The following is an 11465-nucleotide window of genomic DNA, read 5'->3' as shown; positions in this document are numbered from 1 at the left end:
GTCTTTCACGCTAGCCGAATCTGCGCCGCCGCAGGGCAGCGGCCTTCAAGATCCTTAACCAAAACCGCCATTTCCCCCCAGCCGAGACTTTACTGCGGGGATCCCAGCCGGTAGGATAAGTAAACGGGTTCTCCGCCACGGCGGGGAGAGGTCTGGTCTGTCAAACCTCCTTCTCCGAGGTTGCTAGAGGACAATTCTAAGTAGGGCCCCCTGATTTGGTTGGTAGTCTGCCTGGATAGGTCTTATGGAAGAAAGCAACGTCGGCAACGGCACTCAGTTACTGCTCAAGCGCACCATCCCTGTCAAGGTGGTGGTCACCCCCCTTTGGAAGAAAGAAATGCAGGAGCAATTGGAGCGGCAAATCGAAGCCACCGATGCTCAGATGCAGCAACTGGAGTTTCAGGGCAAGCGGGCCATTGCCGAAATCGAAAAACAAAGCCCTAACCCCAACAGCCCCCAGGTGCTCCAACAGGTAGAAGCGGTAAAAAGCCGCGTGAATGAGCAAAAGATCAAGCTCTTGGATCAAAAAAACCAGTTGCTCCAACAGATCAACCAACTGAGTAGCCTGGAGCTGAACCAAGAGGTGCTGCAGGGCAGCGTGGAGAGCTTCTTCCGCGTGCAAAAGGGAGACAACCTGATCCAGAAAATGCAGGTGGAGATCCTGCTGGAAGATGGGGTGATCAAGGAAATTCGCGGCAACCCATAAGCTTTTCATATCCTTTGGGAGGACAGGGATCCCTTGCTGTGGGGTAGCAGACCAGAACCTTTGGTCTTCAACCCAACGTGGTGGCAACACAATAGGTGACAATAATTAACGACCTCTTAACAGCCGCTGGGCTCGGGGCGGCTGATGCGTACGGGCAAAGTTGTTACCTACGAGATGCTCCCCATGTCTGAGTTTGTCGGGTCAGAGCCTGCTCCCCTCGAGGATCTACATCTTCCCGATTGGCTGCTCACCTCGGCCCAGCGCCGCCGTCTCAAGGCTTTCCTGGTTCTGGCGACGGTGTGGGGTCTGGTCAGCCTGATGCACCAAGTAGCGGTAGCCCGCTGGTTTACCGTTGGCCTGGCCACCTTCATGGTCATCCACATCAACCGCTTGTTCCGGCTGCAACCGGCAGCTCTGCCGCCCCCCTTGAGGCTTCACCCTCCTGGAACAATGGCCCGGCCTCCCGCCGTCGCCGAAACAGCCTCCCTGCCTTTGCCTGAGGTGGGCGGGGCTCAGCCCTTAGCGCTGGCGGGTTCTCCTCTGCCGCGAGTGGCGGTGTTGATCCCGGCCAAAAACGAAAGCGCAGTGCTGCCGCGGCTGCTGCATAGTCTCACCCAGTTGGATTACCCCAGCAGCCACCTGGAGCTGTGGGCCATTGACGATGCCAGCAGCGATGCCACCCCCGACATCTTGCAGGAAGCCCAAAAGCGGATCCCTCATCTGCGAGTTTACCGACGGCCCCCGGGGCGAGGAGGCGGAAAGTCTGGCGCCCTCAACGAGGTGCTGCCCCTGACGCGGGGGGAGATCATCCTGGTCTGCGACGCCGACGCCATTGTGCCCCCGGATTTGCTGGCTCGCACCCTGCCGCTGTTTGGCCAGCCCCCCCGCCCCGGCAGACGGACAATCGGCGCTGTTCAGGTGCGCAAAGCCTTGAGCAACCCCAACGTCAACTTCTGGACTCTGGGCCAGGTGGCGGAGATGGCCTCCGATGCCTACTTGCAGCAGCAGCGGGTGGCCATCCGCGGGATTGGCGAGCTGCGAGGCAACGGCCAACTGGTGCGACGGGATGTCCTGGAAAAGTGCGGCGGCTGGAACGAGAACACCCTCACCGACGACCTGGATCTCACTTTTAAGTTGCACCTGGCGGGGGTGGATATTGCCTTTCTGACGGAGCCGGCCATCGTCGAAGAGGGGGTCACCTCTTGGAAAAGCCTTTGGCACCAGCGCTGCCGCTGGGCGGAAGGGGGCTACCAGCGCTACCTCGACTACTGGCCAGGGATCCTCAGCCGCCGCCTGGGCATGGCTAAGACGGTGGATCTCTGGGCCTTTTTTATCTCTCAGTACTTGCTGCCGATGGCCTTAGTTCCCGATACCCTCTGGGTACTCTTGGCCGACCACTCCTCAGTGCTGCTCCCCTTGAACGCTCTGGTCATGGGATCTGTGACGGTGGCCTTCTATCGCGGGCTGCGCCAAGTGGAGGGGCTGCGCGGACGAAAGCTCTGGTGGCGCACTGCCCTAGGCTTGGTGTACATGCTCCACTGGCTGCCGGTCATGATTGTAACCACGGCTCGTATGTGTGTGCAGCCCAAGCGGTTGAAATGGGTGAAAACCGTGCATCACGGCCTCTGAATTTCGCCTGCCAGGGATCCCCTTAATCCTGCTATCCTAATCAAACGCCAGCTCACCACACTACCCAGCCCGACTATGGCCCGCCTCTACTACGACTCTGACGCCAACCTGGATCTCCTGGACGGCAAGACCGTCGCCATCATCGGCTACGGCAGCCAGGGCCATGCCCACGCCCTCAATCTGCGCGACAGCGGTGTCAACGTCCTCGTCGGCCTCTACCCCGGCAGCCCCTCTTGGCCCAAAGCCGAGCAGGACGGGTTAGTGGTCAAGACTGTAGCAGATGCTGCGGCTGCCGCCGACTGGGTGATGATCCTGCTACCGGACGAAGTGCAAAAGACCGTCTTCCAGAGTGAGATCCGCCCGCATTTGCAGCCGGGGAAGGTGCTCCTGTTTGCCCACGGCTTCAACATCCACTTTGGCCAGATCCAGCCGCCGGCGGACGTCGATGTCATCATGGTTGCTCCCAAAGGCCCCGGTCACCTGGTGCGGCGCACTTACCAGGAGGGCCAAGGGGTGCCTTGTCTGTTTGCTGTCTACCAGGATGCCTCGGGGATGGCGCGGGAGCGGGCCATGGCTTATGCCAAGGGGATTGGCGGCACGCGAGCTGGCATCCTTGAGACCACCTTTCGGGAGGAGACCGAGACCGACCTCTTTGGCGAGCAGGTGGTGCTCTGTGGTGGCCTCACGGCTTTGATCAAAGCCGGGTTTGAGACCCTGGTGGAAGCGGGCTACCAGCCGGAGCTGGCCTACTTCGAGTGCCTGCACGAAGTCAAGCTCATTGTCGATCTCATCGTCGAGGGGGGTCTGGAGAAAATGCGCCACAGCATCTCCAACACGGCAGAATACGGCGACTACACCCGTGGCCCCCGCATCATCACGGAGCAAACCCGCGCCGAGATGAAGCGCATCCTTGCTGAGATCCAAAGCGGCCAGTTTGCCCGCGAGTTTGTCTTGGAAAACCAGGCTGGCAAGCCCGGCTTTACGGCGATGCGCCGCCGCGAGGCCGAGCACCCCATCGAAAAGGTGGGCAAGGAGCTGCGGGCCATGTTTAGCTGGCTGAAGGAATAGGTAGAGGTCATTTCCCAGGCAAGTCTCGTGCTGGATCTGAAGCTGCTGCGGGATCGCCCAGAAGAGGTACGCCAAGCCCTGGACAAGCGCGGGGCCAGTATCGATCTGGATCAGATCCTGCAGTTGGATCGGGAGCGGCGCCAGTTGGAAGCTCGGCGTGGCTCTCTGCAGGCGGAAAGCAACACCCTTGGCAAGAAAGTCGGCGCGCTCATCCGCCAGGGAGCGGATCCCCAGGGATCCGAGGTGGCGGCCCTGCGGCAGCAGGCGGCAGAGCTCAAGGCCGAGATCGCCCGACTGGAACAGCGGGAGCGGGAGCTGGAGGAGGAGATGCGCGCCCGCCTGCTTACCCTGCCCAACTTGCCCTTGCCCAGCGTGCCGGTTGGCCGAGATGAGGCCGACAACGTGGAGGTGCGCCGCTGGGGAGATGAGCTAAAACCCGCCCATCCCGTCCTTCCCCACGACGAGATTGCCGAGAAGCTGGGCCTCTTGGAGATTGGCCGTGCTGTCAAGGTAGCCCAAAGCCGCTTTGTCGCCATGGTAGGGGCAGGGGCGGCTCTGGAGCGGGCCTTGATTGCCATGATGCTGGAGCGCCACATTGCCGCCGGCTACACCGAGGTAATCCCTCCTTTTTTGGTCAACAGCGCTGCTCTGCAGGGAACAGGACAACTGCCCAAGTTTGCCGAGGAGAGCTTTCGCTGTGCTGAGGATGACTTGTGGCTGATCCCGACAGCGGAAGTGCCCCTCACCAACCTGTACCGGGACGAGGTGATCCCAGCCGAGCACCTGCCGCTATATTTCTGTGCCTACACGCCTTGCTTTCGCCGCGAAGCCGGCAGCTATGGCCGGGACACCAAGGGCCTGATCCGGCTGCACCAGTTTCAAAAGGTGGAACTGGTCAAAGTTACCCACCCCACCCAGTCGGAGGTAGAACACGAAAAGCTGGTACAGGATGCCGAGGCCATTTTGCAGATGCTGGAGCTGCCCTACCGGGTGGTGGAGCTGTGCACCGGCGATCTGGGTTTCTCGGCGGCCCGCTGCTTTGATCTGGAGGTGTGGTTCCCCTCCCAAAACCGCTACCGGGAGATCTCCAGTTGCTCCAACTGCTGGGATTTCCAGGCCCGCCGCGCCAACCTGCGCTACAAAGAGGCCGGGCAGAAAGGCACTCACTTCGTCCACACCCTCAACGGTTCGGGCTTGGCAGTGGGCCGTTCTCTGGCCGCCCTGTTGGAAAATCACCAGCGGATGGACGGCTCAATCCGCATTCCCCAGGCACTGCGTCCTTTCCTCAGCTCCCGCTTCCTCTCCCAAGACGGCACTCTCCGGACTGCTCCCTAAGCCATTCTGCCGCGGTGCTCCAGCAAGCCATAGCTGCGGAGAGTATGTCAATCTAGATAGGGATCCCTACCCTGCCAGGGTTTATGTTGCCCAAGCATCGTCCCAAGCAACTCTCACTGGGCCCTCTGGAATCTGAGATCCTCGATATCCTTTGGGAGCTGGGCAGTGCCAGCACCCGCCAAATCCACGAGCGCATTCTGGCCGATCCCAACCGCGAGTTGGCCTATGCCTCAGTAACCACCGTCTTGCAGCGCTTGAGCCAAAAAGGCTGGGTAAGCTGTGAACGGCGCACAGATGCCGAGGGGCGGCCTCTGCCAATGCTGTGGCGGCCCTGTCTCTCTCGCCAGGAAGCTGCCAGCCTGAGGGCCTTTGCCCAGTTGCAGCAATTTTTGGCCGTCGGGGATCCCGACACGGTGGCAGCCTTCGCCGACAGTCTGGATCAGGCCAGCGTGTCCCAGTTGCAGGCGATTGCCGAGCGGCTGCGGGCTGCGCGGGAAGCCAGGAGGGATCCCCAATGAGCCACTTGGGCATGTTGTTGTTGGGCTTGGGCCTCAGTTGGCTGTGGCGAGGCCAGGTGCGGCTGGATAAAGCCGGCCAGTGGGCGCAGCGCTGGCAATGGGCCTGGATCCACTTCTTGCTGCCGCCGCTGTTTTTGCTGATGACTGCCCTTGCTCTAGCTTGGATGGGGCCATGGGGACAAATGGCCGGGTCAGGAGGCTGGTTCTGCTATGGCTGTGCGCTGCTGGTGCTGGCCGTGGCTGGGGGCGTAGCCTTGCACTGGGCTTGGGAGTTCTGGCGCTCCTGCCGACGTGCCCGCCTGCAGGCTCTGGCCCAGGTCGAGCTGTATGGCTCTCCAGCCTACGTGCTGGACTTGGAGATCCCTTTTGCTGCCCAGGTGGGGGTGTGGAAGCCGCAATTGGTGGTTAGCCGCGGTCTGCTGGAGCAGTTGGATGAAGAGCACCTGCAGGCAGTGCTGGCCCACGAAGAGGCCCATCGTCACTACTGCGATACCTTGTGGATGTTTGCGGTTGGTTGGCTGCGACGCCTCAGCGGCTGGCTGCCGAATACGGAGGTTCTCTGGCAAGAACTGCTGACCCTGCGGGAGCTACGGGCAGATTGCTGGGCGGCTCAGCGGGTGGATCCCTTGGTGCTGGGAGAGGCTCTGGTGCAGGTGGTAGGCCATGGCATGGCGCAGCAGCCGGCAGCGGCTTGGGTTGGCTTTGCCCTGGAAATGGGATCCACTGCGGGGGGACGGCTGCAAGAGCGCATCGATGCCCTATTGCAGCAAGAGGAGTCGGGCCCCGTCGCGCCCTCGTCGCACCTTTCCGTGCAGGGTTGGGCTTGGCTGGGGCTGGCTCTGCTGCCTTTATTGGCCATCCCCTTTCACCACTGAGACGATGGCCTGGGCGGAGCCAAGAATCCTTTCCTTCGGGGGAGTTGCCTGATGGCGTTTTTTTCCCTACGATGGAAGATACTTTGATCCTCGGTAGCTCAGCGGTAGAGCGGTCGGCTGTTAACCGATTGGTCGCAAGTTCGAATCTTGCCCGAGGAGCTTGTCTTTGCTACTTGAAGTCCCGCCCTGGGAGCTATAATGCCCTCTGGCTATTTTTGCGTCACGTATTTCGAGGACAATTGCTGTGATTGACCTGTCGCGGATCCCTGCCCAACCCAAGCCGGGTCTGCTCAACCTCTTGATTGAGATCCCTGGCGGCAGCAAGAACAAGTACGAGTTTGACAAAGACATGGGCGTGATGGCCCTAGACCGGGTGCTCTACTCTTCGGTGCAGTACCCCTACGACTACGGCTTTGTGCCCAATACGCTGGCAGGGGACGGGGATCCCTTGGATGGCCTGGTGATCATGGATCAGCCCACCTTTCCAGGGTGCGTGATTGCGGTGCGCCCGCTGGGCATGCTGCAGATGATCGACGCAGGGGAGCCGGATGAGAAGTTGCTGTGCGTGCCCGCTAAGGATCCTCGCTATGCTTCCGTAACCAAGCTGGAAGATATTGCCCAGCACCGCCTGGACGAGATTGCCGAGTTTTTCGCCACCTACAAGCGCCTAGAGAAGAAAGAAACCCAGATCTTGGGCTGGAAAGGTCTGGCCGAAACCGAGGCAGTGATCGCCAGCAGCATTGCCGCCTACCAACAGTCCAAGTAGCTCCCCAGCTTTTCTGGACTGGAGCGCGCCGCTGAGGGTGCTGGCCAGTTGGCGCCAAGCTGCCCTGGAGTGGGCTCCTTGAGCTAGCCTAGGTTTGGACTCGACAGCTTTTGCTATGGTGGATACCCTTCAGCTTTGGCTCTACCACCTAGAGCAGTGGGCAACGGAGCTGGTTCAAGGTCAACTGCAGCACCTTTCCCCGCTGAGCCTGCTGCTGGTGGGTCTGGCAGGTTTGGTTACCAGCCTTTCTCCCTGTCTGCTCTCTATGTTGCCGGTAACCATTGGCTACATCGGCGGCTACACCCCTAGCCCTGATGAAGAGGCCGGAAAAGTGCGTCGGCACATCTGGGCCCAATCTTTGGGTTTTGCGGCTGGGGTGGCTTTTACCCTGACCCTGCTGGGTTTGGGGGCAGCTTTGCTAGGCCGGGTTTATGGACAAACCACTGCCTTTGGATCCCTAGTGGCGGGAGGGATCGCCATCCTCATGGGCCTGAACCTGCTGGAAGTCTTCCCCCTGCGCTTCCCCGATTGGTTTAACCGGTTGGAGATCCCTGGCCAGTGGCCTGGGCTGAGCCGGTCGGTGGTGCTGGGATCCACCTTTGGCCTGGTGGCTTCTCCCTGCAGCACGCCGGTTTTGGTGGCCCTGCTGGGCTGGGTTTCCACCACGGAGCAGCCCTGGGTGGGGGGCGGGTTGCTGCTGGCCTATGCCCTGGGGCTGGTCTTGCCGCTGCTCTTGGCAGGGGTGTTTGCCGGCTCGCTCAAGCAACTGCTGGCCCTGCGGCGCTGGTCGGGCTGGTTCACCTATGCCAGTGGCGTGGTGTTGGTGGGCTTTGGTACCGTGACGATCCTCTCCGCTTGGGCCTAAGGGATCCCTGCCGCTACAGGCTAAGATGGGGCTGCCCTCCCGTTGAGAGGGGCATCCAAGTCTTGAGCTAACAACTTCCCATGGTTATCCACCCTCTTCCGCTGTTGCGGCGGTATTTTCGCCATGAGCTGCTGCCGCTGCTGGCGGATCTGCGCCTAGCCATTGGCCTTCTCTTGGCGATTGCCCTTTTGAGCGCCCTGGGCACGGTGATCGAGCAAGAGGAAACGGTGGCCTTCTACCAGGCTCACTATCCTGAGCATCCGGCCCTGTTTGGCTTTCTCACCTGGCGGCTGATCCTCAAGCTGGGGTTGGATCACGTCTATCGCACCCCTTGGTTTCTGGCCCTGTTGATCCTCTTTGGCAGCAGCCTGGCCGCCTGTTCTTTCACGCGCCAGTGGCCGATGCTCAAGGTGGCCCGTCGCTGGAGCTACCTCACCCGTCCTTCCTCCTTCCGGCGGCTGCCCTTTTGGATCTATCTGCCCCAACACTCCCTAGAGGGACTGCCGCAGCGGCTGCGACAACGGGGTTATGCGGTGTTTGAGGAGGGATCCCGGCTCTACGCCCGCAAGGGGCTAATCGGGCGGTTCGGCCCCATCTTGGTGCACGTCAGCCTGCTGCTGATCCTGTTGGGGGCCATCTGGGGCAGCCTCGGGGGCTTTAAGGCCCAGGAGCTGATTCCCAGCGGTGGGGTTGCCGCCATTGAACATGTAACCGGGGCAGGGGATCTGGCTCGTCTGCCCACCTGGCAAATTCGGGTTAACCGCTTCTGGATCGACTATGCTCCCGACGGACGGGTAAAGCAGTTTTATTCTGACCTCTCGATTCTGGATGGGGGACAGGAGGTCAAGCGCCAGACCATCTCTGTCAACCATCCCCTCTCCTACCGCGGCGTGACCCTCTACCAAGCCGACTGGGGCATCGACAGCATCCGCATCCGCCTCAACAACAGCCCCCCCTTCCAAATTCCAGTGGTGCCGGTGCCCACCCAGGCGGGCAGCAAGCTCTGGGGCGCTTTTGTGCCCACCCGACCGGATCTCAGCGAGGGCTTGACGCTGTTGTTGCCAGATTTGCAGGGGACGGCCCTGCTCTACGACACCCAGGGCCAATGGGTAGGATCCCTGCGCCAGGGCATGAGCCTGGCCCTCGACGAAGTGGCTCCGCAGCGCTTTCCCAACCCCCTTACCCTGCACCTAGATGAGGTTATCGGCGCCACCGGCCTGCAAATGAAATCGGATCCAGGGATCCCTCTTGTCTATCTTGGCTTTGGGCTGCTGATGCTGGGGGTGGTGATGAGCTATTTCAGCTACAGCCAAGTTTGGGCTCTGGAGACGGAAGCAGGGCTTTACCTGGGGGGCAAAACCAACCGCGCCCTGGTGACCTTCGAGCGGGAGTTTGCCCACCTGGTGGAGCAGCAACTGCTCTCCTCTCCCCCTTCTCCGGCAAAAGAACTCAATCCCGCCGCTCGCGTCAGCGGGACGGAGTCCTTAGCCAACGGCTAGCCTACCCAAGTGCCGGCTGTTTGACCAACAACACTGCCCAGGGTTATCTAGCTCCCCTCTCCCTCAGGGAGAGGGGCTGGGGGTGAGGGAGTCCCTCAGGGAGAGGGGCTGGGGGTGAGGGTGTTCCTCAGGGAGAGGGGCTGGGGGTGAGAGCAGAACTGCCCAAATCCGGCAGGCTGACTGCAAACAGGGTGCGGTTCTCGCCGCTTTCCACCCGCAGGATCCCTTGCAGCAGCTCCACCGCCTTTTTCACCAGCGGCAGGCCCAAGCCGGTGCCCCCCTGGTGGGCGTAGTCCAGTTGCGGAATGCGGTGGAACTTCTCGAAAATGCGGGGCAGGTGCTCCGCTGGGATCTCGACGCCGGTGTTGATTACCTGCAAATGGAGACCCGAAGAATCGCCCGCCACTTCCAGGTAAACCTGCTGGCCAGCAGGGGTGTATTTGGCAGCATTGGCCAGCAACTCGCTGAGGATGCGGGTGAGCAGCCCCACATCGGTGCTGAACAGGATGGGTTCAGAGGGAATGCGGGAGACAAAAGTGAGCCGGCGCTCCTGAAAGCGCAGAGCAAAGGGCGGCACCAGCTTTTCCAGCCACTCTCGCACCTCGAAGCGGGCAATCTCCAGACTGCGGCTGCCGGCCTCTAGCCGCTGCAGGTCCAGCAGGTCGTTGACCAAGTCCAGCTCTTTTTGCCACTCCTGTTTGAGGATGTGGAAATAGGGGATCTGCGCCTCGGAAAGACCGCGCACCTCCAACATTTTCAAAGCCATTTTCATGTTGGTCAGAGGCGTGCGCAGCTCGTGGGAGACCATGCTGAGAAACTCTTCTTTGAGCTCGTTGAGCCGCTGCAGTTGCCGGAGCTGGGCCTGGATTTCTTGGTAGAGGCGGGCCTGGCGAATGGCGATGCTGCACTGGGTGGCCACCTGCTCGGCAAAGTGGATCTCGGCTTCAATAAACCCTTCCTGGGGCAAGCGGATCAACTTGAGAAAGCCCAGCAACGAGCCCGTTTCCACAAACAGGGGGCAGGCGAGGAAGGTGCAGCGCCCCCGCAGCGGGTGATCCGTGCTGAAGTAGAGGGTCTGGCCTTGGCGAAGCTGGCGCAAAAGAACGGGATCCAAGGGCAGGGTAACTTGGCCTATAGGGGGCAGGGATCCCGCCGCTTCGTAGACCAGCGTGTAGGTCTGGGTTTCCGGATGGATGAGGGCCACACCGCAGGCGCCCAGTTGGAAAGCCTGGGTCAGCTCCCGCACCACGGTGGCCAAGATCTCCTGTTCGTCCAGGCTGGAGCGCACCTTGTCGCCAATGAGCCGCAGCATTTGCTCGTACCTTACCCGCTGGGCCAGCTCGGCATTGCGCACCTCCACCTGGTAGCGCAGCTCGGCATTGGCAGCTTGCAGTTGCTCAAACAGCTCCGCCTGTTGCAGCGCCAGCCCCAGTTGATCGGCAATTTGTCGCAAAAAATCCGGCATCCAGGGATCCCATTTTTTGGGGGCGCTGCACTGGTGGGCAATCAACAGCCCCCAGAGGCGGGCCAGCCCGCCGTCTGTGCCGTCAGGGCCAGCCGACTGCAAGATGGGCACCACCAAGTTGGCCCGCACCCCTAAGCTGGCCAGCAGCTCCCGGTGGCAGGGCTGGATGGGGGCAGTGTCGATATCTTCAATGGCGGAAATGCGGCCCTGCTGATAGGCTTGGTGCCACTGGGTTACGAAACAACGATCTTCGATAACCAGGCCCAGCAGGCTCAACTCTGGCCGGCTAACCGATTCCATGGCGATCTCGCCCACCCAATCGGGGAAAAAGCGGTAGATCACCACCCGCTCCACATCCAACAAACGGCGAACTTCCTCTACAGCAAAACTGAGGATGGACTCCACCTGCAACGATTGCCGGATCCCTTGGACGATGTGGCTGAGCAGCCGGGCTTGGTGGAGCTGCAATTGAACCTGCTCCTGGGCCTGCTTGCGCTCGCTGATATCGACAATTGAGGCAACGCCGTAAATCTGTTTCTCGGGAGTCTCCGCCACAAAAGACGAGAGATCCACCCACCGGATCTCGCCACTTTTGTGGATGTAGCGTTTTTCCATCCGGTAGCCGCGGCGGCGGCCTGCTCGTATTTCTTCGACATAGATTTCCTCCTGCCGCAGATCCTCAGGATGCGTTATGTCGGCGTAATTCATGCTCAAGAGCTCGGCCTCGGTGTAGCCGGTG

General features: G+C 61.0%; 10 protein-coding genes and 1 tRNA gene. 10 read left to right on the top strand and 1 reads right to left on the bottom strand.

The genetic code is table 11. The features are described 5' to 3' along the window. Positions 1-244: 244 nt before the first annotated feature. The 10 genes from NW841_RS09410 to NW841_RS09365 all read left to right on the top strand — a co-directional run bounded on the left by NW841_RS09410 (position 245) and on the right by NW841_RS09365 (position 9261). Positions 245-706, top strand: coding sequence for a YlqD family protein (locus NW841_RS09410; RefSeq protein WP_414365473.1), 462 nt, complete (start codon positions 245-247; stop codon positions 704-706). Positions 707-850: 144 nt separating this feature from the next. After that, the gene (locus tag NW841_RS09405; RefSeq protein ID WP_414376499.1) at positions 851-2335 is read left to right on the top strand and encodes a glycosyltransferase; all 1485 of its coding nucleotides are present in this window, start codon (positions 851-853) and stop codon (positions 2333-2335) included. 75 nt (positions 2336-2410) lie between these two features. Beyond that, the gene (ilvC, locus tag NW841_RS09400) at positions 2411-3403 is read left to right on the top strand and encodes a ketol-acid reductoisomerase (RefSeq protein WP_414376501.1); all 993 of its coding nucleotides are present in this window, start codon (positions 2411-2413) and stop codon (positions 3401-3403) included. Between the two features lie 27 nt (positions 3404-3430). After that, positions 3431-4738, top strand: a complete 1308-nt coding sequence (gene serS, locus NW841_RS09395) for a serine--tRNA ligase (protein WP_414386181.1) — start codon at positions 3431-3433, stop codon at positions 4736-4738. Between the two features lie 83 nt (positions 4739-4821). Continuing rightward, positions 4822-5256 (top strand): BlaI/MecI/CopY family transcriptional regulator, encoded by a 435-nt coding sequence (locus tag NW841_RS09390; RefSeq protein ID WP_414386180.1) that lies wholly within the window; start codon positions 4822-4824, stop codon positions 5254-5256. Then, on the top strand, positions 5253-6131 hold the full coding sequence (locus NW841_RS09385; protein ID WP_414371448.1) for a M56 family metallopeptidase: 879 nt from the start codon (positions 5253-5255) through the stop codon (positions 6129-6131). Before NW841_RS09390 ends, NW841_RS09385 begins: the two co-directional genes overlap by 4 nt. Before the next feature lie 87 nt (positions 6132-6218). Further along, a tRNA-Asn gene (locus tag NW841_RS09380) sits at positions 6219-6290 on the top strand. 88 nt (positions 6291-6378) lie between these two features. Next, positions 6379-6897, top strand: coding sequence for an inorganic diphosphatase (locus tag NW841_RS09375; RefSeq protein WP_414365475.1), 519 nt, complete (start codon positions 6379-6381; stop codon positions 6895-6897). 115 nt (positions 6898-7012) lie between these two features. Continuing rightward, positions 7013-7762, top strand: a complete 750-nt coding sequence (locus NW841_RS09370) for a cytochrome c biogenesis protein CcdA (protein WP_414386179.1) — start codon at positions 7013-7015, stop codon at positions 7760-7762. 80 nt (positions 7763-7842) lie between these two features. After that, positions 7843-9261 (top strand): cytochrome c biogenesis protein, encoded by a 1419-nt coding sequence (locus NW841_RS09365; protein ID WP_414386178.1) that lies wholly within the window; start codon positions 7843-7845, stop codon positions 9259-9261. A 127-nt stretch (positions 9262-9388) separates the two neighbouring features. Here the strand turns inward: NW841_RS09365 and NW841_RS09360 are convergent. Next, positions 9389-11465: GAF domain-containing protein (locus tag NW841_RS09360; RefSeq protein ID WP_414386177.1), on the bottom strand; the 2077-nt coding region annotated here is incomplete at its 5' end.

Source organism: Synechococcus sp. H60.3, from assembly GCF_047462295.1.
In the GTDB taxonomy this organism is placed as follows: Bacteria; Cyanobacteriota; Cyanobacteriia; order Thermostichales; family Thermostichaceae; genus Thermostichus.
Note: the sequence above shows the minus strand (reverse complement) of the source record. Positions and strands in the feature narration are given on the sequence as shown.

Coding starts and splice junctions, on each gene's coding strand:
- NW841_RS09365 (WP_414386178.1), top strand. CDS start 7,843: ATGGTTATCCACCCTCTTCCGCTGTTGCGGCGGTATTTTCGCCATGAG.
- NW841_RS09405 (WP_414376499.1), top strand. CDS start 851: ATGCGTACGGGCAAAGTTGTTACCTACGAGATGCTCCCCATGTCTGAG.
- ilvC (WP_414376501.1), top strand. CDS start 2,411: ATGGCCCGCCTCTACTACGACTCTGACGCCAACCTGGATCTCCTGGAC.
- NW841_RS09390 (WP_414386180.1), top strand. CDS start 4,822: ATGTTGCCCAAGCATCGTCCCAAGCAACTCTCACTGGGCCCTCTGGAA.
- NW841_RS09410 (WP_414365473.1), top strand. CDS start 245: ATGGAAGAAAGCAACGTCGGCAACGGCACTCAGTTACTGCTCAAGCGC.
- NW841_RS09370 (WP_414386179.1), top strand. CDS start 7,013: ATGGTGGATACCCTTCAGCTTTGGCTCTACCACCTAGAGCAGTGGGCA.
- NW841_RS09385 (WP_414371448.1), top strand. CDS start 5,253: ATGAGCCACTTGGGCATGTTGTTGTTGGGCTTGGGCCTCAGTTGGCTG.